Origin of the sequence: Streptomyces longispororuber (assembly GCF_024448165.1) — a bacterium.
In the GTDB taxonomy this organism is placed as follows: Bacteria; Actinomycetota; Actinomycetes; order Streptomycetales; family Streptomycetaceae; genus Streptomyces; species Streptomyces longispororuber_A.
Map to the genome: position 1 here is coordinate 1 of NZ_JAMOLN010000069.1, position 25599 is coordinate 25599.

The window sequence follows — 25599 nt, forward strand, 5'->3', positions numbered from 1 at the left end:
TGCTCGGCCGCCTTGGCGCCGGGCGTGCTGGTGGAGCCCTTGCCGTTCTGCGCGGGCTTGGCCGGCTCGGCGCTCTTCGCGGGCGTGCCGGAAGGAGCCGAGGCCCGGTCGGCCTGCTGGTCGGGCTTGGCGGCGGTGAGTGGCTTGGCCTCGTCTGGCAACGGCGCTCCTCGTGCACGGGTCCCCGTTCAGGTCCCGGAGAGCCCATGGTATCGATCCAGCGGCCACCGAACGTATTCGGCCGGTGGGACCGCTGCGTACCCGAGGAACACCAGAGGCGGGCGCCGGATTCCTCCGGGCCCGCCGTAACGGCTGTGAACTGGGGTTTTACACGACCAGCAGCGCGTCGAGCGGGGCGCCGTGAAGGGCGGGTTCCAGCCGGGCACGGCCGGGCAGGAAACCCAGTTCCATGAGGACCGCGACGCCCGCGACCTCGGCGCCCGCGCGACGGATCAGGTGCAGGGCGGCCTCGGCGGTGCCACCGGTGGCCAGCACGTCGTCGATGACCATGACGCGGTCGTCGGCGCACAGGTCCTCGGCGTGCACCTCGATCTCGGCGGACCCGTACTCCAGGTCGTACGACTGCGAGAGCGTCGCTCCGGGGAGCTTGCCCGCCTTGCGCACGGGGATGAACCCGAGGCCCGCGCGGATCGCGACCGGGGCGCCCAGGATGAAGCCGCGCGCCTCCAGGCCGACGACCTTGGTGGCGCCGTGCCGGACACAGAGCTCGGCGAGGGTGTCCGTGAGGGCGGTGAAGGCCGCCGGGTCCGCCAGGAGCGGGGTGATGTCCTTGAAGAGGACGCCGGGCTCCGGGTAGTCCTGCACGTCCCGGATGCGGCTGAGGAGCAGCTCCTTGATGTCGGTCATTTGTGCACCTCAGCGAGTGTGTGTATCGAGATGTGGGGGTCGGGACGTGGGGTCTCGCACCGACGAAAACCCTAGCAGTCGCCCCTGTCGGGAAACGACGCGGGCGCCAGGGCCTCGACGGCTCCTGGCGCCCGTGTACGGGGTCTGCCGGATCAGCGGCGCTTGCCCGAGGGGCGGCCGCGGCCGCGGTTGCGGGCCGGCTGGTTGCGCGGACCCGCACCCGCCGGGGCGGCGTCCTCCGGGTCGTCCTGCTGCGGCACCTCGGCCTGGAAGCCCTCGGTGGCGGGGCCGTCGGCCTGCGCCGCGGCGGCGGCCCGCTTGGCGAGCACCCGCTTCTTGAGGGCCTTCATCTTCGGCTCGCGCTCCTTGAGGTCGGCGACCAGCGGAGTGGCGATGAAGATCGAGGAGTACGCACCGGCGGCGAGGCCGACGAAGAGCGACAGGGAGATGTCGTTCAGCATGCCGGCGCCCAGGAAGCCGCCGCCGATGAACAGCAGGCCGGCGACCGGCAGGAGCGCCACGACCGTGGTGTTGATCGAGCGGACCAGGGTGCTGTTGATCGAGCGGTTGGCGATGTCGCTGTAGGTCCAGCGGGTCTGCTTCTCGATGCCCTTCGTCTGCTCCTTGAGCGAGTCGAAGACGACGACCGTGTCGTAGAGCGAGTAACCGAGGATCGTGAGCAGACCGATCACCGTGCCCGGCGTGACCTCGAAGCCCACCAGGGCGTAGATCCCGACGGTGATGGTGATGTCGTGGACGAGTGCGATGAGGGCCGCGATGGCCATGCGCCACTCGAAGGCGATCGCCAGGTAGATCACGACGAGGACCATGAAGATGGCCAGGCCCTGCCATGCCTTGTTGGCGATCGTCTCACCCCAGCTGGGGCCCACCAGGTCGGCGTTGATCTTGTCGGCGGAGATGTCCAGGTCCTGGGACAGCTCCTCCTTGATCTGGTCCGACTTGCCGGTGTCGATGCCCGCGATCTGGATGCGCAGGCCGCCCGTGCCGAGCTCCTGCACGATCGCGTCGTGGCCCGACGCCTTCTCCGCGTACTCCTCCGCCTTCGCGGCCGAGACCGTGGTCTTGGGAGTCGTGAAGACGGCGCCGCCCTCGAACTCGATGCCCATGTTCAGACCGCGCACCACGAGGCCGACGATGGCCGTGATGGTGATCAGGATCGAGACGCCGTACCAGATCTTGCGCTTGCCGATGAAGTCGTAGCCGACCTCACCGCGATACAGCTTGGCGCCGAGACTGCCGAGCTTCGACATCTCACGCCTCCTTCGGGTCGACGGGGCCAGCGGCAGGACCAGTGGCACGGCGGGAGCGGCGCAGCGGGGGCTGCACGCCGAGGCGCTTCGGGTCGAGGCCGGACCACTTGTGGCCGCTCGCGAAGAACTTCCGGCGGGCCAGGATCGTCATCAGCGGCTTCGTGAAGAGGAAGACGACGACCACGTCGAGCAGGGTGGTCAGGCCGAGCGTGAACGCGAAGCCCTGCACCTTGCCGACGGTCACGATGTAGAGCACCGCGGCCGCGAGGAACGACACGAAGTCGGAGACCAGGATGGTGCGCCGGGCCCGCGGCCAGGCGCGCTCCACGGCGGGCCGCACCGAGCGGCCCTCGCGGATCTCGTCCCGGATCCGCTCGAAGAACACGATGAACGAGTCCGCGGTGATACCGATGGCCACGATCGCACCGCAGACCGCCGGCAGGTTCAGCGCGAAGCCGATGGCCGGGCCGAGCAGCGTCATCAGCGTGTACGTGAGGATGCCGGAGGCGAGCAGCGAGGCGAGGGCGACGAGCGACAGGCCCCGGTAGTAGACCACCAGGTAGATGATGACCAGCGCGAGGCCGATGGCGCCGGCGATCAGACCGGCGTGCAGCTGCTCACCGCCGAGCGCGGCGGTCACCGAGGTGACGCTCTGCTCGTGGAAGGTCAGCGGCAGGGCGCCGTACGACAGCACGTTGGCCAGGTCCTGGGCCGACTGCTGGGTGAAGCTGCCGGAGATCTCGGCGTTCGAGCTCAGGGTGGAGCTGACGCTGGGGGCGGAGACCACGTCGCCGTCGAGCACGATGGCGAACTGGTTCATCGGGGACTGCTGGTCCTTGAGCTTGCTGGTCGTCGACGCGAACTTCTTCGAGCCGGAGCCCGTGAACTCCATGTTGACGACCCACTGGCCGGACTGCTGGTTGATGACCGCCTGGGACTTCTTGACGTCCTTGCCGTTCACCTCGGACGGGCCGAGGATGTACTTCTCCCACTGGTCGGCCGAGTTCTTGCCGCAGGCGACGATGGTGTCGGTCGGCTTGGCGCCCTCGTTGACGTTCGTGCGGGCGGCCTTGTCAGTGCAGTCGAGTTCGGTGAACTTCTTCTGCAGCGCGGTCGTCGCCGGGTCGGCCGAGGCACTCGCCGAGGGGGACGCCTTGTCGTCGGCCTTGTCGCTCGCCGAGGCGGAGGCGCTCGGCGACGAGTCGGCCTTCAGAGCGTCGGTGACGGCGCGGCCCTGGGAGGTGGCGGTGGCGGACGGCGTCGCGGACGACGTGTCGGTCGCCTTCTCGCTGGAGCCGTCGGTCGCCTTGTCCGTGGCCTTGCCGCTGGAGGAGGCGCTCGGCGACGGGCTCGCGGAGGAGTCCCCGGTCGGAGCGCCGGCGGCCACCGTCAGGACGGGGCGGAAGTAGAGCTGCGCGGTCGTACCGACCTGCTCGCGGGCCTGCTTCTCGTTCGTACCCCGGGGGATGTTGACGATGATGTTGTTGTTGCCCTGCGTCTGGACCTCGGCCTCGGAGACACCCATGCCGTTGACACGGCGGTTGATGATGTCCGCCGCCGTGTCCATGTTGGTCTTGTTGATCGCGTTGGGCTTGCCCGGCTCGTTCTTGGCCTCCAGCGTGATGCTGGTGCCTCCCGCGAGATCGATGCCGAGTCGGGGCGTGAACGTCCCGGAGATGAACATCCCACCGACGAGCGCCACCATGATGATCACGATGAGGCTCAGAGCACGGCCCGGCTTGCTCTGGGCACCTGCCCCTCGGCTCTTTTTAGGTGTGGCCACCTTCTCGTACTCCCTCTCCATCCGCCCGGCATCGGGGTTCGTGCTCGGGCGGCCATGAAATGGTCGAGAATCCGCGCGGGTCACGCACGAACCAGGACCGCGGGGCGCAAGCGGCACGCCCCGCGGCGGTGGTCGTGACTACTTCGCGTCGGACTCGCCGTCGGTCTTCTTCGGCTCCGCGTCATCGGCCTTGGGGGCCTCGGCGGCCGCGGCGGCCTCATCGGCCTCGTCCTTCTTGCCGAGGTCGATGCGCGAGTCGTCGGCGGCGGTCTCGTCGGTCTCGGTGAGGGAGGACGCGTCGTCCGGCACGATGGCGCCGTCCGTCAGCTCGTCGTCGCCGGACTCCTCGCCGTGGACGATGCGGTTGTACTCGTCGTCGGAGAGCACGGCGCCGATCGCGTTCTTCGCGAACATCAGGTGGACGCCGGGGCCCGCGTCGAGGAGGACGGCGTCGTCGTGGACCTCCTTGACCGTGGCGTACATGCCCCCGATCGTCCGGACGCCGGAACCGGGCTGCATTTCATTACGCATCGTGGCGGCCTGCTGCTGCTTCTTCTTGGCAGACCGGGTCATCAGGAACATGGCCCCGATGAGCACGATGAACGGGAGGAGGGTCACGAGACTCACGGGTGGGAACTTCCTTCATACGACCGCACAAAAGAGCGGCCTTGTTGGGTTCGGGGGTCGACCGTCGTCCGGGAAAAGCTATGGACGACGTCGGCGGAGTCTAAGCGAGTCCGCCATCTGGGAACAACGCTCAGCATGGCACCGGGGTTCCACGGCCCGCGAGTCCCCTCGCCGTCACGCCCCGAACAGGTCCTGTTGTCCGCTTGCGCCCGTTCTCCCCTGGGGCGGCGTGAGTCCGAGGTGGGCCCAGGCGGCCGGAGTGGCGACGCGACCACGGGGAGTACGCGCCAGCAGTCCCTCCCTGACGAGGAAGGGCTCGGCCACCTCCTCCACCGTCTCGCGCTCCTCCCCCACCGCCACCGCGAGGGTGGACAGACCGACGGGACCGCCGCCGAACAGCTTGAGCAGGGCCTCGAGGACCGCCCGGTCCAGGCGGTCGAGGCCGCGGCCGTCCACCTCGTACACGCCGAGCGCGGCCGCGGCGATGTCCCGGGTGATGTGGCCGTCGGCCTTGACCTGGGCGTAGTCACGGACGCGGCGCAGCAGGCGGTTCGCGATGCGCGGGGTGCCGCGGGAGCGGCCGGAGATCTCGGCGGCTCCGGCGGTGTCGATCTCCACGTCGAGCAGGCTCGCCGAGCGGTGGATCACCCGCTCCAGCTCGGCCGGCTCATAGAACTCCATGTGCGCGGTGAAGCCGAAGCGGTCGCGCAGCGGCGGCGGCAGCAGGCCCGCGCGCGTCGTCGCGCCGACGAGGGTGAACGGCGGCAGTTCGAGCGGGATGGCGGTGGCGCCGGGGCCCTTGCCGACGATGACGTCGACGCGGAAGTCCTCCATCGCCATGTAGAGCATCTCCTCGGCGGGCCGGGACATCCGGTGGATCTCGTCGAGGAAGAGGACCTCGCCCTCCTGGAGGGAGGAGAGGATCGCGGCCAGGTCGCCCGCGTGCTGGATGGCGGGCCCTGAGGTGATGCGGATGGGGGCGGCCATCTCCGCCGCGATGATCATGGAGAGCGTCGTCTTGCCGAGGCCGGGGGCGCCGGAGAGCAGGACGTGGTCGGCGGTGGCGCCGCGCGCGCGGGCGGCGCGGAGCACGAGGTCGAGCTGCTCCCTGACCTTCTCCTGGCCGATGAACTCGCCCAGGTCCTTGGGGCGCAGCGCCGCCTCGACGGCCTGGTCCTCCCGGTCGGCGGACGCACCGACGAGCCGGTCGGCCTGCGGGTCGGCCGCGTCGTCGGTGGTCTCGTCCCAGTTCATGTGGTGTGCCTCGCGTTACGGGGATCTACGGGATCGGGGGGCGGGCGGGTCGGCTAGCGCGTGCGGTTCAGGGTCTGCAGCGCCGCCTTGAGGAGCTGGCCGACCTGCGGGGTGCCCTCCATGGCCTCGGCCTGCGGGGCGACCGCGCCGACCGCCTCGTCGGCCTCGCGGGTCGCGTAGCCGAGTCCGATGAGCGCGGCGTGCAGCTGCTCGCGCCAGCCGGTGGTGACGGGGGTACCGATGGCGGGGCCGCCCGTGCCGAGCGGCTCGCCGAGCCGGTCCTTGAGCTCCAGGAGGAGCTTCTGGGCGCCCTTCTTGCCGATGCCGGGGACGGCGGTGAGCGCCTTCTCGTCGGCGGTGGCGACGGCCCTGCGCAGTCCGTCGGGGCTGTGCACGGCGAGCATGGCCTGGGCGAGGCGCGGCCCGACGCCGCTCGCGGTCTGCAGCAGCTCGAAGGTCTGCCGCTCGTCGTCGTCGGCGAAGCCGTACAGGGTGAGCGAGTCCTCCCGGACGACGAGGGAGGTGGCGAGCTTGGCCTGCTGGCCGAGGCGGAGCGTGGACAGCGTGTTCGGTGTGCACTGGACGGCCATGCCGATGCCGCCGACCTCGACCACCGCGGCGTCGGGGGCGAGGGCGGCGACGGAGCCGCTGACGAAGGCGATCATGCGGTACGGCCTTTCAGTGCGTTCGACGCGGTCGCTGCTTTGGCTGTGTGCAGCGCCACGGCTTGCTGGAGTCTGTTCTTCGCGGGGGCTCGCCAGATGTGGCAGATGGCGAGGGCGAGCGCGTCGGCGGCGTCGGCCGGCTTGGGTGGCGCGTCGAGCCGCAGCAGCCGGGTCACCATGGCGCCCACCTGTGCCTTGTCGGCGCGGCCGCTGCCGGTGACGGCTGCCTTGACCTCGCTGGGCGTGTGCAGCGCGACGGGGATGCCGCGGCGCGACGCGCACAGCATGGCGACGGCGCTCGCCTGGGCGGTGCCCATCACCGTACGCACATTGTGCTGGCTGAACACCCGCTCCACGGCGAGGACTTCGGGCTCGTGCTCGTCGAGCCACTGCTCGATGCCCTGCTCGATGGCGACGAGGCGCAGGCCCAACTCCGCGTCCGGCGGGGTCCGTACGACCCCGACGCCGCGCATGGTCAGAGGCCGCCCCGCGACTCCCTCCACCACGCCGACACCGCACCGGGTGAGACCCGGGTCCACCCCGAGAACGCGCACGCCTGCCCCCCCTATCGATCGCCTGTTTGTGCAGGCTATCGGGTGCCACTGACAAAGCGGCGGGCCGACGGGGTGTGTCCCGTCGGCCCGCCGCTGATGCCGGGTCAGGCGTCGACCTTCTCCATGACCTCGTCGGAGACGTCGAAGTTCGCGAAGACGTTCTGCACGTCGTCGCTGTCCTCGAGGGCGTCGATCAGCTTGAAGATCTTGCGCGCGCCCTCCTCGTCCAGCTCGACCTGCATGGTCGGGACGAAGTTGGACTCGGCCGAGTCGTAGTCGATGCCGGCCTCCTGGAGCGCGGTGCGGACCGCGACCATGTCGGTGGCCTCGGAGATGATCTCGAAGGACTCACCGAGGTCGTTGACCTCCTCGGCGCCCGCTTCGAGGACCGTCTCCAGGACGTCGTCCTCGGAGAGCTCGGCCTTGGGGAGCACGACGACGCCCTTGCGGTTGAACAGGTACGAGACGGAGCCCGGGTCCGCCATGTTGCCGCCGTTGCGGGTCATGGCGACGCGCACGTCGGAGGCGGCGCGGTTGCGGTTGTCCGTGAGGCACTCGATGAGCACCGCGACACCGTTCGGACCGTAGCCCTCGTACATGATCGTCTCGTAGTCGGCGCCACCGGCCTCGAGACCGGCACCACGCTTGACGGCGGAGTCGATGTTCTTGTTCGGGACCGAGCTCTTCTTGGCCTTCTGGATGGCGTCGAAGAGGGTCGGGTTGCCGGACACGTCGGCGCCGCCCGTGCGGGCCGCGACCTCGATGTTCTTGATCATCTTCGCGAAGAGCTTGCCGCGCTTGGCGTCGATCACGGCCTTCTTGTGCTTCGTCGTAGCCCATTTAGAGTGGCCGGACATCTGCCTGTCTCCTTCGCGTAAACAACCTCTTTAACGAACGCCAGAGATCCTACAAGGAACCCGGCGCGTCCTTCGCCCGCACCATGTCCACGAACAGCCCGTGGAGCCGGTGGTCGCCGGTGAGCTCGGGGTGGAAGGACGTCGCGAGGACGTGGCCCTGACGTACGGCGACGATGTGCCCCTCGTGCTCGGCGAGCACCTCCACGGAGGCACCCACGGACTCCACCCAGGGGGCGCGGATGAAGACGCCCTCTACAGGATCGCCCTCGACGCCCCGCACGTCGACCGCCGCTTCGAAGGATTCGTTCTGCCGCCCGAAGGCGTTGCGGCGCACGATCATGTCGATGCCGCCGATGGTCTCCTGGCCCGAGCGCGGGTCGAGGATCTTGTCGGCGAGCAGGATCAGGCCGGCGCACGTCCCGTAGACGGGCATGCCCGCGCGTACGCGCGCGCGGAGGGGCTCCATCAGGCCGAAGAGGTGGGCCAGTTTGGAGATGGTGGTCGACTCGCCGCCGGGGATGACCAGGCCGTCGACCTCGGCCAGTTCTTCGGGGCGCCGCACCGGCCTGGCCACGGCGTCGGCCGTGGCCAGGGCGATGAGGTGCTCCCGTACGTCGCCCTGCAGGGCGAGGACGCCGATCACGGGGGTGCTGGAGGTGCCCATGGGGGGATTACCAGCCCCGGTTCGCGTAGCGCTCGGTCTCGGGCAGGGTGTCGCAGTTGATGCCGACCATGGCCTCGCCGAGGTTGCGGGACGCGTCCGCGATGATCTTGGGGTCGTCGTAGAAGGTGGTGGCCTTCACGATGGCGGCGGCGCGCTTGGCCGGGTCGCCGGACTTGAAGATGCCGGAGCCGACGAAGACGCCCTCGGCGCCGAGCTGACGCATCAGCGCGGCGTCGGCCGGGGTGGCGACGCCGCCCGCGGAGAAGAGGACCACCGGCAGCTTGCCCAGCTCGGAGACCTCCTTGACCAGCTCGTACGGGGCGCGCAGCTCCTTGGCGGCGGCGTACAGCTCGTTGTTGTCGAAGCCGCGCAGCTTGGCGATCTCGTTCTTGATCTGGCGCAGGTGGCGGACCGCCTCCACGACGTTGCCGGTGCCGGCCTCGCCCTTGGAGCGGATCATCGCGGCGCCCTCGGCGATGCGGCGCAGGGCCTCGCCCAGGTTCGTGGCGCCACAGACGAACGGGGTCGTGAACGCGAACTTGTCGCTGTGGTTGACCTCGTCGGCCGGGGTGAGGACCTCGGACTCGTCGATGTAGTCGACGCCGAGGGACTGGAGCACCTGGGCCTCGACGAAGTGGCCGATGCGGGACTTGGCCATGACCGGGATGGAGACGGCCTCGATGATCTCTTCGATCATGTTCGGGTCCGACATGCGGGCCACGCCGCCGTCCTTGCGGATGTCGGCGGGCACCCGCTCCAGGGCCATGACGGCGACGGCTCCGGCGTCCTCGGCGATCTTCGCCTGCTCGGCGTTGACGACGTCCATGATGACGCCGCCCTTGAGCTGCTCGGCCATACCGCGCTTGACGCGCGCGGTACCGGTGGCGGGAGCCTCGGCGGAGGCGGTGGACTGCGGGGTGCTGGTGGACACGGGTGACCTCACTCGATGAAGAAGGCTTCTTGCAGCACCGAGGAAACTCCTGTGGACCAGGCCACTACAAGGGCCAATGGACAGCCGGTGGCTCCTTTTGGCCCGCGCGCTACGCGGTGGCGCGGTCGGCCAGCGCCGTCGGCGGCTCGTCGTCCATCTCGAACGCCAGCGGGAACGGCGCGTGACCGGCGAGCCGGAACCAGCGGACCTTGCGGTGCCGCCGCAGGGCGCGGGCCGCGCGGACGGCGTCGTTGTGGAAGCGGCGGGCCATGGGAACGCGGCGGACGGCCTGGGCGAGCTCCTCCGCGGCCTCCTCGCCGCCGGGGGCCTCCCGGACTGCCTCCACCTGGTCGGTCTCGCTGAAGATCGCCCTGAGCGCCTGGCTGAGCTCGCTCTCGGCGACCTCGCGCTGCTCCTCCTCGGCCTGCCGCGCGGCGTGGGCGGCCTCGTACAGGACGATCGACGCGGCCGGGTCGAGGACTCCCGACGTGGCCAGTTCCTGTGCCACGGAGGCGCGCCGCAGGAGCTGGGCGTCGAGGGCGGCGCGGGCCGCGTCGATACGGGCGTGCAGGCGGTCGAGACGGCCCGCGGTCCAGCTCAGGTAGAGGCCGATCGCGAAGAGGGCTACGGCGATCCAGATCAGGGTGACGGTCACGGGCCGCAACGTTACCGTCGGGCGGACCGGTCACTTTCCGGCGCCGCCCACCGGCCGCGCCCGCCCCGCCGGATCAGTCCCTGGCCAGCCCGAACCGGGCCCTGAGCCCCGTCCGCTCGTCCGCCGCGACCGCGGCCGCGCCCTGCGTCACCGTCTCGTAGACCGAGAGGATGTCCGCGCCCACCGTCGACCAGTCGAAGCGGCGCACGTGCTTGCTGCCGCGCTCGCGCAGTTCCGCGCGGCGCTCGGGGTCGCCGAGCAGGCGCAGCGCGGCGACGGCCAGGGTGTCCGCGTCCTCGTTCGTGAAGAGTTCGCCCGCCGCGCCCTGGTCCAGGACCTGCGCGAAGGCGTCGAGGTCGGAGGCGAGCACCGGGGCGCCCGCCGACATCGCCTCGACCAGGATGATGCCGAAGCTCTCGCCGCCCGTGTTCGGCGCGACGTACACGTCGACGCTGGCCAGCAGGCGCGCCTTGTCCTCGTCGCTGACCATGCCGAGGAACTCGACGCGCTCGCGCATCTCCTTCGGCAGCGACTCGACGGCCTCCTCCTCGTCGCCGCGGCCCGCGACCAGGAGCCGGGTCTGCGGCCGCTCGGCGAGGATCTTCGGCAGCGCCTTCATGAGGACGGGCAGGCCCTTGCGGGGCTCGTCGATGCGCCCGATGAAGCCGAGGGTGTCCCCCTGCCACTCGGGCTTGGGCTCGGCGCGGGCGAAGAAGTCCACGTCGACGCCGTTCGGGATGACGACCGCGTCGCCGCCGAGGTGCTCGACCAGCGTGCGGCGCGCGTACTCGCTCACCGCGATGCGCGCGCTGATCTTCTCCAGGGCGGGCTGCAGGATCGGGTACGCGGCGATCATGGCGCGGGAGCGCGGGTTCGACGTGTGGAACGTGGCGACGATCGGGCCCTGCGCCGCCCAGCACGCCAGCAGACCGAGCGACGGCGAGGCCGGCTCGTGGATGTGGATCACGTCGAACGTGCCGTCGTGCAGCCAACGCCGTACCCGGGCGGCGCTCAGGAACCCGAAGTTGAGCCGTGCCACCGAGCCGTTGTACGGAACGGGAACGGCCCGGCCCGCCGACACGACGTACGGCGGCAGGGGGGTCTCGTCGTCCGCCGGGGCGAGGACGGAGACCTCGTGCCCCAGGGCGATGAGATGCTCCGCCAGATCGCGGATGTGAAACTGGACGCCGCCCGGCACGTCCCACGAGTACGGGCAGACGATTCCGATCCTCACGCCGGCCGCTCCTCAAAGTTCTCCAGGTCGGAGAGCCACAAGCGCTGCAGCATGTGCCAGTCCTCCGGATGGTCGGCGATTCCCGTGGCGAAGGCATCGGCCAGCGCCTGCGTCATCACAGACGTCTTTTCGGCCCGGGTGCCTGTCTCCGGCACGTCGACGGGCGGGTGCACGCGGCCCCGCATTATCGAGGACGAGTCGTACCAGAGGGTGACCGGCAGCAGCAGCGCGCCGGTCTGCTGGGCGAGCATCGAGGGTCCGGCAGGCATCCGGGTCGTCTCGCCGAAGAACTTCACCTCGACGCCCGACGAGGACAGGTCCCGGTCCGCCACCAGGCACACCAGGCCCCCGGCCCGCAGCCGCCTGGCCAGCGTCCCGAAGGCGGAACCGCCCGTGTGCGGCAGCACCTCCATGCCGAGGCCCTCGCGGTAGGCGACGAAGCGGTCGTACAGGGTCTCGGGCTTGAGCCGCTCCGCGACGGTCGTGAACGGGGTCTCCAGCTTGGTGGTGACCCAGGCGCCCGCGAGGTCGTAGTTGCCCATGTGCGGCAGGGCCAGGACGACGCCCTTGCCGGAGTCCAGGGCGTCGGTCAGGTGGTGCAGGTCCTTGGGCGTGAAGCCCTCCCTGATGCGCTCCTTGCTCCAGGCGGGGAGCCGGAAGGACTCCATCCAGTAGCGCAGGTACGAGCGCATGCCGGCCCGGGACAGCTCCTTGAGGCGCTCGGGCGTGGCGTCGGGCACCACGCGCGCGAGGTTCGACTCCAGGCGCAGGACGCCCTTGCCGCGCTTCTTCCAGGCGGCGTCCGCGATGGTGCGCCCCAGGCGGGCCGCGACCGGTTCGGGGAGCTTCTTGACGGTGGCCCAGCCGAGCCCGTAGAGCGCGTCCGTCACCCGGTCCTGCGCGCCGCTCACGAGGCGGCCTCCTCCCGGGCCACGGCGGCCTCCGCCTCCGCGGACTCCCGGCGCACCGTCACCACGCGCTGGATCAGCGTGACGAGGCTGCCGACGGCGACGATCCACAGCGCGACCGGCAGCAGGTACTGGATGCCGGGCACGCCGAACTTGTGCAGACCGGCGAAGCCGGCGGCGACGAGCGTGATCACCAGCCGTTCGGCGCGCTCCACCAGGCCGTTCACCGCGACGGGCAGGCCGATCGATTCTCCACGTGCCTTCGTGTACGACACGACCTGGCCGCTGGCGAGGCAGAAGATCGACACGGCGCACAGGACGTTGTCGTCGCCGCCGCCCGCGTACCAGAGCGCCAGGCCGCCGAAGATCGCGCTGTCGGCGACCCGGTCGAGCGTGGAGTCCAGGAAGGCGCCCCAGCGGCTGGAGCGGCCGAGCTGGCGCGCCATGTTGCCGTCCACGAGGTCCGAGAAGACGAACAGCGTGATGACGACGGTGCCCCAGAAGAACTCTCCGCGCGGGAAGAAGACCAGCGCTCCCGCCACGACTCCGGCGGTGCCGAGGAGCGTGACCGTGTCGGGGCTGACCCCGCGACGGATGAGAAACGCGGCGAACGGTGTGAGGACACGCGTGAAGAATGCACGCGCGTACTTGTTCAGCATGGCCTTCCCGAGGGTCGGTGCCTGGCGGCCCCTCTGGCCACCGGCTGGCCCATCGTAGCCACGCGCGCACGGGATCGGCCGCCGGGCCACCACGCGCGCGTGCGATCGCGTACGACGTATGGACGCACAGTGACCCGAGTGGAAAGCTCGAAGGCACCGCGGGCGTCGCCGAAGCCGCCTCCGCACGCGGGTTCGCGTGTCCGCGCCTCAAGGACCACCTCACCGTGGAACAACCGGGAGGCAAGGCATGGGCGACAAGGCCAACGGACACCCCGGGGCCGCCGGCAGGGCAGCAGCGGCCGACCATCCCGCGTCCGTACGGAATGTGGTGCTGGTCGGCCACAGCGGATCGGGCAAGACGACTCTGGTGGAGGCCCTCGCGCTGACCGCGGGGGCGGTGAACAGGGCGGGTCGGGTCGAGGACGGCACGAGCGTCTCCGACTACGACGAGATCGAGCATCGCCAGCAACGCTCGGTCCAGCTCTCGCTCGTCCCCGTGGAATGGGGCGGGTTCAAGATCAATCTTCTGGACACCCCCGGCTACGCGGATTTCGTCGGGGAGTTGAGGGCCGGTCTGCGTGCCGCGGACGCGGCCCTCTTCGTCGTCTCGGCGGCGGACGGACCGGAGACCCTGACCGGTGCGACCCGCATGGTCTGGGAGGAGTGCGCGGCGGTCGGCATGCCGCGCGCCATCGTGATCACGCACCTGGAGGCGGCACGGGCCGACTTCGAGGAGATGACGCGCAGCTGCGCGGAGGTCTTCGGCGGCGACGACCCCGACGCCGTGCTCCCGCTGTACCTGCCGCTGCACGGCGCGCAGGCACCCGACGGGCACGCGCCCGTGACCGGGCTGATCGGCCTGCTCTCGCAGCGCCTGTTCGACTACGCGTCGGGCGAACGCAAGGAGTCCGAGCCGGGCACCGAGCAGCGGCCCCTGATCGAGGAGGCACGGAACCGGCTGATCGAGGGGATCATCGCCGAGAGCGAGGACGAGACCCTCATGGACCGCTATCTGGGCGGCGAGGACATCGACTTCAAGACGCTCGTCGACGACCTGGAGCGGGCCGTCGCACGCGGCGTCTTCCATCCGGTGCTCGCCGCGGCCCCGGCCGCGGAGGGCGCCCGCCAGGGCATCGGCACCGTGGAGCTCCTGGAGCTGGTCACGGGCGGCTTCCCGACCCCGCTGGAGCGGGAGGCGCCGACGGTGCGCACTCCCGACGGGCGGGAGCGGGCGGTCGACGCCTGCGATCCCGCCGGGCCGCTGGTGGCGGAGGTCGTGAAGACGGCGTCCGACCCGTACGTGGGCCGGGTCTCCCTGGTCCGGGTCTTCTCCGGCACCCTGCGCCCGGACGAGACGGTGCACGTGTCCGGGCACGGGCTCGCGGACCACGTGCACGAGGACCGTGCCCTGCACGAGGCGGACGAGCGGATCGGCGCGCTGTCGGCGCCGTTCGGCAAGCAGCAGCGCACCCTCACGCACTGCATCGCCGGTGATCTGGCGTGCGTGGCGAAGCTGAACCGGGCGGAGACCGGCGACACGCTCTCGGCCAAGGACGATCCGCTCCTCATGGCGCCGTGGGACATGCCGGACCCGCTGCTGCCGCTGGCCATCCAGGCGCACAGCAAGGCCGACGAGGACAAGCTGTCGCAGGGCCTGTCCCGCCTGGTCGCGGAGGACCCGACCATGCGGCTCGAACAGAACCAGGACACGCACCAGCTGGTCCTGTGGTGTCTGGGCGAGGCCCACGCGGACGTGGCGCTCGAACGGCTGCGCAGCCGTTACGGGGTGCAGGTCGACGTCGTCGCGCACAAGGTCTCCCTCCGGGAGACGTTCGCGAACAGGTCGGCGGGGCGCGGCCGCCATGTGAAGCAGTCCGGCGGGCACGGGCAGTACGCGATCTGCGAGATCGAGGTGGAGCCGCTGCCCGGCGGCTCGGGCATCGAGTTCGTGGACAAGGTCGTCGGCGGCGCGGTGCCCCGGCAGTTCATCCCGTCCGTGGAGAAGGGCGTGCGGGCGCAGGCGGCGAAGGGGGTCGCGGCGGGCTATCCGCTCATCGACGTGCGGGTGACGCTGCTCGACGGCAAGGCGCACTCGGTGGACTCCTCGGACGCCGCGTTCCAGACGGCGGGCGCGCTGGCGCTGCGGGAGGCCGCGGCCGACGCCCGGATCCATCTCCTGGAACCGGTGGCCGAGGTGCAGATCCTCGTCGGTGACGACTACGTGGGCGCCGTGATGAGCGATCTGTCGGGGCGGCGCGGCCGGGTCGTCGGCACCGAGCAGGCGCCGGGCGGGCGGACGTTGGTGCGGGCCGAGGTGCCGGAGATCGAGATCGGCCGGTACGCGGTGGACCTGCGCTCGCTCTCGCACGGCACGGCCCGGTTCGGCCGCAGGTACGCGCGGCACGAGCCGATGCCGGCCCAGCTCAGCGAGCGGATCCGCGAACAGGCCCAGGATTCCGCCTAGTTGACGGCTTCCCGGGGGTCCGGGGCCACCGACATCCGGCTTGCCCGGACGGATGTCGGTGGCGGCCGTTACGCTGGTCGACGATCAACGCGATCAGGACGTGTCGCTGATCAACAGGTGTGCGGGGCAGGGAAGTCGGGAAAAGCCGCAGCAGCGACTTCGCGCGGCGATGGGGGCGGCAGTGGCGGACGATGCATTCGATTTCAGGCCCGGGGCCCAGGTTCCGCTGCACGGTTCCGCGGGACAGACCGCGGCGACCTTCGCCATCGCCTCGGCCGCGTACCGGGACGACCCCGCGATCAAGATCCAGGACGCCAACAACGAATGGCACAAGTCCGAGGTCAAGGAGCCGAAGTGGGCGCTCCTCGCGCCGAATCTGGGTGAGGCGTTCTCCCAGGCGGTGCAGCACCGCATGCTGGACGCCGGGCGCAAGCCGCTGATCCAGTCCTTCGGCACCGAGCCGCAGGTCGTGGTGGAGCACTGCCTGGCGGCCAGCCGGATCCGCCGGCAGCGCGACAGCATGCTCTCGGTCATCACCCTGGTGTTCGGCGTGCTCTTCCTGCCCGGGTTCATCTTCTGGGTGACCGCTTTCGAGGTCCGCCGCAGGAACAACAACAAGGTGGCCGCCGCGGACAAGCTGGCGGCCGAGGCGCTGGAGAAGAACAAGCCGGCCGCGGAGCAGAGCGCGGCACGGAAGGTGGAGCGCGAAGCCCGCAGGACGGCCGCGCTGGCGACGGCGATCATCTGCGTCGCCGCCGTGGCCATCGCCGTCGGCCTGATCAAGATGCCGCTCACCGGCGGCTGGGCCTGGTACCTGCGGGCCGCCTTCGTGGCTCCGCTGATCGGCGGTGTCTGGGCCCGGCAGATCTGCCTGCGCACGGCCGCCGACCTGCGGGACCGCTGGTCGGCCCTGCTGTCGGGCGGCGGGGTCGGCGCGAAGATCCCCGAGGCGGTCCCCGGCAGCCCCGGCGAGACCGCGGCCGAGCAACTGCGGCAGAACCTGGCCAGGCTGAGTTCCGAGCAGCAGTCGAACTCGGTGTTCTACGCGGGCCCCAAGGGCATCCTGGGCCTGGGCACGCGGTGGGGCAGCTGGCAGCTCGCCGAGGACCTCGTGTCGAGCGAGGAGGGCAAGGACATCCACCCGTTCCGCAGCTGGACCGTGATACGGGCGATCCAGGACCAGTTGCGGATGCTGGAGCGCGGCCCGCTGCACACGGGCGGGTTCCCCAAGCCGATGGTGGACCACTGGATAGTGACGCCGATCGGGGAGAACGCCAAGGCGGTCGCCCGGCCGACGGGCGAGGACGTCGACGCGTACCGGATCAGGCCGCACGAGGTGGAGCGGATCTGCAACGAGCAGCAGTTCGGCAGCGGCGACCGCCACTACCTGGGCGTCCAGTTCACCCTCTGGGACGGTCAGTTGGTGATCACCATGCTGATCACGGTGACCGTGCTGCACGAGACCCTGCGCATCGAGGTGACGGGGCATGCGCTGGGCCCGGTGAACTCGCTGTTCACCTCGAAGCCCGAGCCGCGCACGAAGGAGGTCTCCAAGCCCCTCGCGACCTGGGAGACCACGACGAAGACGCTGCCGCTGGTCAATGCGGACGAGGCGGTCCGCCTGGCGTTGCGGGCGCCCCTGACCATGTTCGGCATGGGCCGGTCGTACCTCGACGCCAAGGGCGGCAAGCTGGTGCTCCCCGAGCCCTTCGGACTGCGTCACGCGTGGGCCGACCAGCCGTGGCGGCACCGCTTCATGGCGGACGACGCCCTGCGGACGGCGACGCCGGTGCTGCGCGTGGTCCACGCGGCGGCCATCAAGGTCCTCAAGGACCACGGCGTGGACACGGAGAAGTTCGGCAACCGCTCGGGCGTGCTCAGCGGACTGGTCCAGGACCCCACGCCGCGGAAGGCGGACGTGTACGACGCGTAGGCGCGGTCTGCGGGTCGGACGCGCTGCGGTAGCCGAACCACGGCAGGCAGAGCTGTGTCACCGACCCCACCGTCAGGGCGTACAGCACCGTACCGACGCCCACTCCCCCGCCGAGCAGCCAGCCGGCGGCGAGGACGGTGAGTTCGATGGCGGTGCGGACCACGCGCAGGGAGCGGCCCGTCGCGGCGGTGAGCCCGGTCATCAGGCCGTCGCGCGGTCCCGGGCCGCAGCGGGCGCCGACGTAGACGGCGATCGAGAGGCCGTTGAGAAGGACGCCCGCGCCGAGCAGCGCGGCCCGCACCGGCCACGCGAGCCCGGTCGGCAGCAGCCACAGTCCGAGGTCCGAGGACCAGCCCACCACGAGGATGTTGGCGAGGGTGCCAAGCGTCGGCCGCTGGCGCAGCGGGATCCACAGCAGCAGGACGGCCGCCCCGACCAGCGTCGTGAGCGTGCCGAAGCTGAGCGAGGTGTGGCGGGCGAGCCCCTCGTTCAGGACGCTCCAGGGGCTGAGGCCGAGACCGGCGCGGACCATCAGGGCGAGACTGGCCCCGTACAGGAAGAGGCCGACGAGGAGTTGGGGCAGACGGCGGGCGGGACGCTCGCGCAGGGGGACGTACGAGAGGGGCATCCGGGGTTCTCCGGGTTCTCCACGGGGACGGGCAGCGCCCTGGGAGGGCGCCTCGGGGGCGCCTTCGGGGCCAATGCCGCCACTCTGTAGATTGACCGGCCCGGAAAGCAGAGCCAATCCCAGGAGAATGGTGTGGTCGAGGCCGCCGCGGGCCGGCACGACAGGACCCCGCGCACCGTGGGCGGCCGGCAGCTCGCCGCGATGCTCCCCGACCCGGCGCAGGCCCGGCCCGCGTACCGGCATCTGGCGCGCGCCATCGGCGAGTTGATCCTCGACGGCCGGCTCGCGCTGCACGTGCGGCTGCCCGCCGAGCGGGAGCTGGCCGGCGCGCTCGGCACCAGCAGGACGACGGTGACCGCGCTGTACGACCTGCTGCGCGCGAACGGCTACGCGCACAGCCGGCAGGGCTCGGGCACCTGGACGTCCCTGCCCGAGGGCCGCCCCGCCAAGGGCGTCAGCCGGCTGCTCGGCCCGGCGGACACCGCGATCGACCTGGCCAGGGCGGCGCCCGTACTGCCCAGTCGGACGCTCACCGACGCCCTCGCCCGGATCACCGAGGACGTGGCCGGGCACGCGCACTCCACCGGCTACCACCCGTACGGGCTCCCGGAGTTGAGGGCCGCCGTCGCCGAGCGGTGCACGGCGCGGGGACTCGCCACGACGCCCGAGCAGATCCTGGTGACGGCCGGCGCCCAGCACGCGCTGAGCCTGGTCCTCGCGCTGCTCGCCCGCCCCGGTGACCGGATCATGGTCGAGAACCCGTCGTACCCGAACGCGCTGGAGGCGATGCGCCGCGCCCGGCTGCGCACGGTGTCCGTGCCCGTGACGGACGACGGGCCGGGCTGGGACGTCGGGATCGTCGAGTCCACGCTGCGCCGTTCCGTGCCCCGGCTCGGCTATCTCATCCCGGACTTCCAGAACCCGACGGGCCGCGTGCTGCCCGCGGCGGACCGGTCCCGGCTGCTGCGCACGGCGAGCCGCTCCGGCACCTGGCTGGTGATCGACGAGACCCTCGCCGATCTCGCCCTGGACGGGCCCGCGCCGGTGCCGTTCGCCGCGCACGGCGAGTCCGGGCAGGTCGTCACCATCGGTTCGATGAGCAAGACGCACTGGGCGGGTCTGCGCGTCGGCTGGCTGCGGGCCCCGGCCCGGCTCGTCACGGAGCTCGCGGCGCAGCGGGTGGCCACCGACATGGGCGGCTCGGTGGTGGACCAGTTGCTGGCGCTCGATCTGCTGGCCGGGACCGACGCCCTCCTGCGGGACCGGCTGGCCGAACTGCGCGCCGGACGCGACGCGCTCACCGCGGCGCTGCGGCAGCATCTGCCGCACTGGACCTGGCGGACCCCGGCCGGCGGCCTCTCCCTCTGGGTGGACCTGGGCGCCCCGATCGCGACGTCACTGGCCGAGCGCGCGCTCGGCCACGGGGTCCGCGTCGAGGGCGGCGGCTACTTCGGCGCGGACCCCGGCCTGTTCGAGAACCGGCTGCGCATCCCGTACACGCTGCCGCCGCAGACCCTCACCGAGGCGGTCCACCGGATGGCCCGCGCGGTCGCCGACGAGCCGGGTCCGCCGGTCACCGACCGACGGACCCACTGGATCGCCTGAGCCCGCTCAGGCGCTCGGCCACGCCTTCGCCAGCACCGTGCGGGTGTCGCCGAGCAGCTGCGGCAGCACCTTCGTGTGGCCGGTGACCGGCATGAAGTTCGTGTCGCCGCCCCAGCGCGGGACGATGTGCTGGTGCAGATGGGCCGCGATGCCGGCGCCGGCCACCGCTCCCTGGTTCATCCCGATGTTGAAGCCGTGGGCGCCCGACGCGGAGCGCAGCGCGGTCATCGCGCGCTTGGTGAAGTCCGCGAGCTCGACGGTCTCGGCCTCGTCGAGGTCGGTGTAGTCGGCGACGTGCCGGTAGGGCAGCACCATCATGTGCCCGCCGTTGTACGGGTACAGGTTCAGGATCGCGAAGACGTGCTCGCCGCGCGCCACGATCAGCGCGTCCTCGTCGGACTTGGCGGGAGCGGCGCAGAAGGGACAGCCGTCGTCGGCTCCGGGGCCGGTCGGTTTGCCCTCGCCCTGGATGTAGGCGATGCGGTGCGGGGTCCACAGACGCCCGAATCCGTCCGGCTCTCCCACGGGACCGATCTGCTGCTCCGGCTCACTCGTCATGAAGTGCAGCATATGGCGTCACCTCGGCAGGGCGTGTCGGCGGGTGCCGCCCCGGTCCCGGGCACGCGATGCTGTCCGGATGACCGACAGTCCCCTCGCCCGCTGGGAGCGGCACAACGGCGCCGTCCTCGCGGTGGCCTCCCTGCTCTACCTCTCCTCGTACGCGATCAGGGTCCTCGGGCACGGGCTGCCGGGACCGGTCCGCGACGTGTGTCTGGCGGTGACGCTCGTGACGTGGCTGGTGTTCCTCGTGGACTACGTGGTGCGCCTGCGGCTGAGCGGGCAGCGCCTGCCCCGCTTCCTGCGCACCCACTGGCTGGACACGGTGGTCCTGCTGCTGCCGCTGCTGCGTCCGGTGCGGATCGTGCAGGCCTACGAGACGGTGCAGCGCCACCACGAGCGGCCGCGGCTCGCGCTGCACGCACGGGTGATCACGTACGCGGGCGTCTCGGTGACGCTGCTCGGCTTCGCGGGGTCGCTCGCGCTGTACCAGCAGGAGCGCACCGCGCCGGGCGCGGACATCCTCACCTACGGCGACGCGGTGTGGTTCACCTGCACGACGCTGTCGACCGTGGGATACGGCGACCTGGCACCGGTGACCCCGCTCGGCCGGCTCGTGGCGGTGGGCGTGATGGCCTGCGGGCTTGCGCTGCTCGGCGCGGTCACGGGCACGTTCTCGTCGTGGCTGCTGCAGGTCTTCGCGCGGGAGGACGACGGGGACGCGCAGAGGCCCCCGGGGAACTCCCCGGGGGCCTCCGACGGCAAGGACTGAGCGTCAGACCTGCGCGCGCTCCTCGACGACCTTCACGATCTTCGCGATGGCCTCGTCGACCGGGATGCCGTTCTCCTGCGAGCCGTCGCGGTAGCGGAAGGACACCGAACCCGCGTTCATGTCCTCGTCGCCCGCGATGACCATGAAGGGCACCTTGGCCTTCTGCTGGTTGCGGATCTTCTTCTGCATCCGGTCGGAGGACGCGTCGACCTCGACCCGCAGGCCCTGGGCGCGCGCCTTCTCGGCGAACTCCTCCAGGTACGGGATGTGCCCGTCACCGATCGGGATGCCGACGGCCTGGACGGGGGCCAGCCACGCCGGGAAGGCGCCCGCGTAGTGCTCCAGGAGCACGCCGAAGAACCGCTCGATCGAGCCGAACAGGGCGCGGTGCAGCATGACGGGCTGCTGGCGCGAGCCGTCCGCCGCCGTGTACTCCAGGCCGAACCGCTTGGGCTGGTTGAAGTCGACCTGGAGGGTCGACATCTGCCAGGAGCGGCCGATCGCGTCCTTGGCCTGGACGGAGATCTTCGGGCCGTAGTACGCGGCGCCGCCCGGGTCGGGCACGAGCGGCAGGTTCTGCTTCTCGGCGGCCTGGCGCAGCGCCTCGGTGGCCTCGGCCCAGTCCTCGTCGGTGCCGATGAACTTGTCGGAGTCGTCGCGGGTGGACAGCTCCAGCTCGAACTCGGTCAGGCCGTAGTCGCGCAGCAGGTCGAGCACGAAGGTCAGGAGCGTGTCGAGCTCCTGCGGCATCTGCTCCTTGGTGCAGTAGATGTGCGAGTCGTCCTGCGTGAAGCCGCGCGAGCGGGTCAGGCCGTGCACGACGCCCGACTTCTCGTAGCGGTACACGGTGCCGAACTCGAAGAGGCGCAGCGGGAGTTCCCGGTAGGAACGGCCGCGCGACTTGAAGATCAGGTTGTGCATCGGGCAGTTCATCGCCTTGAGGCGGTAGTTCTGCTCGTCGAACTGGATGGGCGGGAACATGCCCTCCGCGTAGTGCGGCAGGTGGCCCGAGGTCTCGAAGAGGTGCTCCTTCGAGATGTGCGGGGTGTTGACGAACTCGTAGCCGGACACCTCGTGGCGGCGCCGCGAGTAGTCCTCCATGACCTTGCGGACGACGCCGCCCTTGGGGTGGAACACGGCGAGGCCCGGGCCCAGCTCCTCCGGGAAGGAGAACAGGTCGAGCTCGGCGCCCAGCTTGCGGTGGTCGCGCTTCTCGGCCTCGACGAGGAAGTCCAGGTACGCCTTCAGCTCGTCCTTCGACGGCCAGGCGGTGCCGTAGATCCGCTGGAGCTGCGGGTTCTTCTCGCTGCCCCGCCAGTACGCGGCGGCCGAGCGCATCAGCTTGAACGCGGGGATGACGCGGGTGGTCGGCAGGTGGGGGCCCCGGCAGAGGTCCTTCCAGCACAGCTCGCCGGTCTTGGCGTCGAGGTTGTCGTAGATGGTCAGCTCGCCGCTGCCCACCTCGGCGTCGGCGCCGTCGGCGGCCTGGGCCGCATTGCCCTTGAGGCCGATGAGCTCCAGCTTGTACGGCTCGTCGGCCAGCTCGACGCGCGCGTCGTCGTCGGTGGTGACGCGGCGCGAGAAGCGCTGCCCCCGCTTCTGGATCTCCTGCATCTTCTTCTCGATGCGCTTGATGTCCTCGGGGGTGAACGGCTCCTTGACGTCGAAGTCGTAGTAGAAGCCGTCCTTGATGGGCGGGCCGATGCCGAGCTTGGCCTCCGGGAAGAGCTCCTGGACCGCCTGCGCCATGACGTGGGCGGTGGAGTGCCGCAGGATGTCGAGACCGTCCTTGGAGGAGATCTCGACGGGCTCGACGGTCTCGCCGTCGGCGACCTCGTAGGCGAGGTCCTTCAGCTCTCCGGCCACGCGGGCGGCGACGATGCTGCGCTCACCGGCGAAGAGCTCGGCGGCCGTAGTGCCCGTCGTCACCACGCGTTCTTCCCGCTCGGAATCGCGTTGGATGATCACACGGACGTCAGACACCGGTCTCTCCTACCTGAAGATGGAACGCCGCGCCATTACCTGTGACGCGCGCAAGCCGATCGTACCGAGTCACAGGGACCGCTCGCGAAACGGTTACCGGGCGGCCGCCCGGTAACCGGCGCAGCATGGGTCCATGGCACTCGAGTGGAACACGCTCCTGGCCGACCAGCTCGACTGGCACTGGCACCACCAGCTGCGCCGGCGCCTGGCCGGCCTCACCGACGACGAGTACTTCTGGGAGCCGGTCCCCGGCTCCTGGAACGTCCGGCCGCGCGGCACCGGCACCGCCGCCGTCCAGGCGGGCGCGGGCGGGCTCACCATCGACTTCGCGTACCCGGAGCCGGTGCCCGCACCGGTCACGACGATCGCCTGGCGTCTTGGCCACGTCCTGGTCGGCGTCCTGGGCGCCAGGAACGCGTCGCACTTCGGGGCGGAGCCCGTGGACTACGCGTCCTACGTGTACCCGGGCACGGCCGCCGAGGCCCTCGACCGGCTGGACGCCGCGTACGCCCGGTGGATCACCGGGGTGCGCGGCCTGGACGAGGACGGCCTCGCCCGGCCGTGCGGCCCCGCGGAGGGCCCGTACGCGACGGAACCGATGGCGACGCTCGTCCTGCACATCAACCGCGAGATGCTGCACCACGGAGCGGAGATCGCCCTGCTCAGAGACCTGTACGCACACCGCTGACGACGGGCCCTAGGGCCCGTCGTCGCCCGCGCAGGCCTCCTCGAAGAAGTCCAGGTTCTCCTGGAGCGACTTCATCAGCCGGTCCCGCTCGGCCTCCTCCACCTGGACGGGCACGACGCCGGTGGCGCCGGTGAGCCGCCGGAATCCGCCCCGGCTCTCCAGCCGCCCGTGCACCCGGATCGGCAGGCCCACGAGGTGTGCGTGGCCCGCGATCCGGTACGCCTCCTCGTCCAGCGTCAGCCGGACGTGCGGCACCTCGGCCCCCGCGATGACGTGCAGCCGCACCGTGCCCTCGCCGCGCGGTCCTGTCCTGCGCAGCCGCACGACGGTGCCGGTGATCCGGACGGAGACGGCGGGCTCGGCGTACAGATAGCGGGCGCCCGCCTCGCGCAGCACGTCCAGGTCGCCGGGTGAGAACTCGACGGGGGCGTCCCCGTCCGTGCACTCCTCGGGCACTCCGGCGGCGGGCGCCCAGGCGACGCCGACCCGGGCGCCCTCCGTGCCGCGCACCAACGCGACCAGCGCCTCGGTCAGTTCGTGGCTGACGCCCGCCTCGACCGCCCCGTCGAAGGCGTCCATGCCGCCGGTGGCCCGCCGGTAGTCGATGGCCTCGCGGCAGGCGTAGAGCGCCTGGTGGAGGCGGACGGCGAGCGAGCGTCCCGCGGCGACCGGGACGAACGCGGTGAGCCTGCTGCCGCCGGGCGCCGCCTGGACGAGGACGGGCTCCAGGGCCGCGGCGGCGGGGCGCCGGTGCCGGGCCCCGTAGTACCCGGCGCGGCTGCGGGCCGCGAGGGCCGCGGCGAGCAGCATCCGCCGGGCCGCGGACCGGAGTTGCTCCTCGGCGACCCAGGTGGCGGTGCCGGCCGGGCCGGGCGGGACGTCGCGCCACCAGCGCACCTCGTCGCTCGGCACGGCCAGCGAGACGAGCACCTCCCGGGCGGACGCCGTGCCGCTGCGTTCGAGGGCGACCAGCGCCTCGCCGAGCAGGTCCTCGCTGTCCGGGAAGGCCCGGGACTCCGGCACGAGCAGACTCGTCCGGGCCCCGCCGCCCGGCAGCGTCCAGCGCGCGTACCGTCCGGCGGCGCCGCCGCGGCGCTGCCAGCCGTGCCGGTCGAGCAGGGCGCTCAGCACAGCGGGGTCGACCTCGGCAGGCTCGGGGCCCGCGAGCTCGACGGGATGGGCGCGGCCCGCACCGAGGGCTCGCACGGGGTCTTCGATCGGGCGGTGCTGCATCACGGAACTCCCTTCCGGGCCAGCCGGGTCGACCGGGTCACCGGTCAGGGCCGCCCACCCGTCCCGACGCGGGTCATGATCTCGCAGAGTGCGCGGTCGTCGAAGATCCGCGACGTCGGGATGCGCACGGTGGTCCTGCGCCGGCCGGTGACCGGGTGGCCGGCGAGATTGGTCCAGTAACAGCAGTGCCGCAGGTCGAGCCGGTCGTGGCTGGCGCGCAACCAGTCGTCCTGGGAGCGCGGCACGAGCATCACGACGAGGATCTTGTGCACGGACACCGGGGTCCTGGCGAGCTTCTCCAGATGGGGGTTGTCGAGCGTGAAGGAGAAGGACGGGCCGCGTGGATTCGGCGGAATCTGATAGGTCGCCTTCAGCTGCACCTTGATGGTGACCTCGTCGTCGACCGTGTGCCCGGGGGCGCTGTGGCTGACGTGCCAGTCGATTCCGTTGTCGGGGAAGGGCTGCGAGAGCGAGCAGCCGGCGGCCGCCGCCACGGCGTGCAGATAGCCCACCTGGAGCGTCTCCATGCAGGCGGTGGTGGCGAGTGTGCCGCGCGGCGGTGCGATCCTCCCGGGCAGCAGCCCACCCTGTTCGGGCTGCGCGAGCGCCATGGTCCAACTGGCCTTTCGGAAAAGTGGATCCCCGCCGCAATCTCCGCGGAGATCAAGAAATTGGTCGAGCACAGGTCAATGGCACCCCGCTGAACTGCCATGACTCGTACCTGTGTTGTCACCGTTCGGCGTACGACGCAAACAGCCCGGGTATCACCGTTTCGGGCAGGGGACAACGGGTCGACGGAACGTCAT

The 25599-nt window shown here is 71.2% G+C and carries 24 protein-coding genes; 5 read left to right on the forward strand and 19 right to left on the reverse strand.

Annotation, left to right across the window (positions count from 1 at the left end; all coding sequences use genetic code 11):
• Positions 1–327: 327 nt before the first annotated feature.
• The 14 genes from M4J07_RS20285 to pgsA form a co-directional block, all read right to left on the reverse strand.
• Complete coding sequence (locus M4J07_RS20285) at positions 328–867, reverse strand: adenine phosphoribosyltransferase (RefSeq protein ID WP_255973906.1); 540 nt, start codon at positions 865–867, stop codon at positions 328–330.
• Positions 868–1019: 152 nt separating this feature from the next.
• Positions 1020–2138 carry a protein translocase subunit SecF gene (gene secF, locus M4J07_RS20290; RefSeq protein WP_255973908.1) on the reverse strand — a complete coding sequence of 373 codons (1119 nt, stop codon included), beginning with the start codon at positions 2136–2138 and terminating at the stop codon, positions 1020–1022.
• 1 nt (position 2139) lies between these two features.
• Entirely contained in the window at positions 2140–3921 is a 1782-nt protein-coding gene (gene secD, locus M4J07_RS20295; RefSeq protein ID WP_255973977.1) for a protein translocase subunit SecD, read from the reverse strand.
• Positions 3922–4059: 138 nt separating this feature from the next.
• Positions 4060–4548, reverse strand: a complete 489-nt coding sequence (gene yajC / locus M4J07_RS20300; protein WP_255973909.1) for a preprotein translocase subunit YajC — start codon at positions 4546–4548, stop codon at positions 4060–4062.
• 174 nt (positions 4549–4722) lie between these two features.
• The gene (gene ruvB / locus M4J07_RS20305) at positions 4723–5802 is read right to left on the reverse strand and encodes a Holliday junction branch migration DNA helicase RuvB (RefSeq protein ID WP_255973911.1); all 1080 of its coding nucleotides are present in this window, start codon (positions 5800–5802) and stop codon (positions 4723–4725) included.
• A gap of 53 nt (positions 5803–5855) precedes the next feature.
• The gene (gene ruvA / locus M4J07_RS20310; protein ID WP_255973913.1) at positions 5856–6467 is read right to left on the reverse strand and encodes a Holliday junction branch migration protein RuvA; all 612 of its coding nucleotides are present in this window, start codon (positions 6465–6467) and stop codon (positions 5856–5858) included.
• On the reverse strand, positions 6464–7021 hold the full coding sequence (gene ruvC / locus M4J07_RS20315) for a crossover junction endodeoxyribonuclease RuvC (protein ID WP_255973914.1): 558 nt from the start codon (positions 7019–7021) through the stop codon (positions 6464–6466). Before ruvC ends, ruvA begins: the two co-directional genes overlap by 4 nt.
• A gap of 104 nt (positions 7022–7125) precedes the next feature.
• Positions 7126–7878, reverse strand: a complete 753-nt coding sequence (locus tag M4J07_RS20320) for a YebC/PmpR family DNA-binding transcriptional regulator (RefSeq protein ID WP_255973916.1) — start codon at positions 7876–7878, stop codon at positions 7126–7128.
• A 49-nt stretch (positions 7879–7927) separates the two neighbouring features.
• Positions 7928–8542 (reverse strand): pyridoxal 5'-phosphate synthase glutaminase subunit PdxT, encoded by a 615-nt coding sequence (gene pdxT / locus M4J07_RS20325; RefSeq protein WP_255973917.1) that lies wholly within the window; start codon positions 8540–8542, stop codon positions 7928–7930.
• 7 nt (positions 8543–8549) lie between these two features.
• Complete coding sequence (gene pdxS, locus M4J07_RS20330; protein WP_308284759.1) at positions 8550–9473, reverse strand: pyridoxal 5'-phosphate synthase lyase subunit PdxS; 924 nt, start codon at positions 9471–9473, stop codon at positions 8550–8552.
• Between the two features lie 109 nt (positions 9474–9582).
• The gene (locus M4J07_RS20335) at positions 9583–10128 is read right to left on the reverse strand and encodes a hypothetical protein (RefSeq protein ID WP_255973919.1); all 546 of its coding nucleotides are present in this window, start codon (positions 10126–10128) and stop codon (positions 9583–9585) included.
• Between the two features lie 73 nt (positions 10129–10201).
• A complete protein-coding gene (locus M4J07_RS20340; RefSeq protein WP_255973920.1) occupies positions 10202–11362 on the reverse strand; it encodes a glycosyltransferase family 4 protein in 1161 nt (386 codons plus the stop codon).
• On the reverse strand, positions 11359–12273 hold the full coding sequence (locus tag M4J07_RS20345) for a phosphatidylinositol mannoside acyltransferase (RefSeq protein WP_255973922.1): 915 nt from the start codon (positions 12271–12273) through the stop codon (positions 11359–11361). Before M4J07_RS20345 ends, M4J07_RS20340 begins: the two co-directional genes overlap by 4 nt.
• Positions 12270–12929 (reverse strand): phosphatidylinositol phosphate synthase, encoded by a 660-nt coding sequence (gene pgsA, locus M4J07_RS20350; RefSeq protein WP_255973924.1) that lies wholly within the window; start codon positions 12927–12929, stop codon positions 12270–12272. The genes M4J07_RS20345 and pgsA overlap by 4 nt, the downstream gene beginning before the upstream one ends.
• Before the next feature lie 247 nt (positions 12930–13176).
• Between pgsA and M4J07_RS20355 the strand changes: the two genes are divergently transcribed.
• Complete coding sequence (locus M4J07_RS20355; protein ID WP_255973926.1) at positions 13177–15393, forward strand: elongation factor G-like protein EF-G2; 2217 nt, start codon at positions 13177–13179, stop codon at positions 15391–15393.
• A 169-nt stretch (positions 15394–15562) separates the two neighbouring features.
• On the forward strand, positions 15563–17326 hold the full coding sequence (locus M4J07_RS20360; RefSeq protein ID WP_255973928.1) for a hypothetical protein: 1764 nt from the start codon (positions 15563–15565) through the stop codon (positions 17324–17326).
• Here M4J07_RS20360 and yczE read toward each other — a convergent pair.
• Positions 17271–17954 (reverse strand): membrane protein YczE, encoded by a 684-nt coding sequence (gene yczE, locus M4J07_RS20365; RefSeq protein WP_255973930.1) that lies wholly within the window; start codon positions 17952–17954, stop codon positions 17271–17273. The two genes, M4J07_RS20360 and yczE, sit on opposite strands and share 56 nt — an antisense overlap.
• A gap of 132 nt (positions 17955–18086) precedes the next feature.
• On the opposite strand from yczE, the gene yczR reads away from it, so the two are divergent.
• Entirely contained in the window at positions 18087–19559 is a 1473-nt protein-coding gene (gene yczR, locus M4J07_RS20370) for a MocR-like transcription factor YczR (protein WP_255973932.1), read from the forward strand.
• Positions 19560–19565: 6 nt separating this feature from the next.
• Here the strand turns inward: yczR and M4J07_RS20375 are convergent, their stop codons facing one another.
• Positions 19566–20129 (reverse strand): HIT family protein, encoded by a 564-nt coding sequence (locus M4J07_RS20375; protein WP_255973934.1) that lies wholly within the window; start codon positions 20127–20129, stop codon positions 19566–19568.
• Positions 20130–20196: 67 nt separating this feature from the next.
• On the opposite strand from M4J07_RS20375, the gene M4J07_RS20380 reads away from it, so the two are divergent.
• A complete protein-coding gene (locus M4J07_RS20380; RefSeq protein ID WP_255973936.1) occupies positions 20197–20889 on the forward strand; it encodes a potassium channel family protein in 693 nt (230 codons plus the stop codon).
• A gap of 3 nt (positions 20890–20892) precedes the next feature.
• Here the strand turns inward: M4J07_RS20380 and thrS are convergent, their stop codons facing one another.
• Positions 20893–22872: a threonine--tRNA ligase gene (gene thrS / locus M4J07_RS20385; protein WP_255973937.1), complete on the reverse strand. Its 1980-nt coding sequence runs from the start codon at positions 22870–22872 to the stop codon at positions 20893–20895.
• A 133-nt stretch (positions 22873–23005) separates the two neighbouring features.
• Here thrS and M4J07_RS20390 point away from each other — a divergent pair, with 133 nt between their 5' ends.
• Positions 23006–23560 (forward strand): DinB family protein, encoded by a 555-nt coding sequence (locus M4J07_RS20390; protein WP_255973939.1) that lies wholly within the window; start codon positions 23006–23008, stop codon positions 23558–23560.
• Positions 23561–23569: 9 nt separating this feature from the next.
• Here the strand turns inward: M4J07_RS20390 and M4J07_RS20395 are convergent, their stop codons facing one another.
• Positions 23570–24793, reverse strand: a complete 1224-nt coding sequence (locus M4J07_RS20395) for a hypothetical protein (RefSeq protein WP_255973941.1) — start codon at positions 24791–24793, stop codon at positions 23570–23572.
• Between the two features lie 44 nt (positions 24794–24837).
• A complete protein-coding gene (locus M4J07_RS20400) occupies positions 24838–25404 on the reverse strand; it encodes a DUF4365 domain-containing protein (RefSeq protein WP_255973943.1) in 567 nt (188 codons plus the stop codon).
• Between the last annotated feature and the right edge of the window lie 195 nt (positions 25405–25599).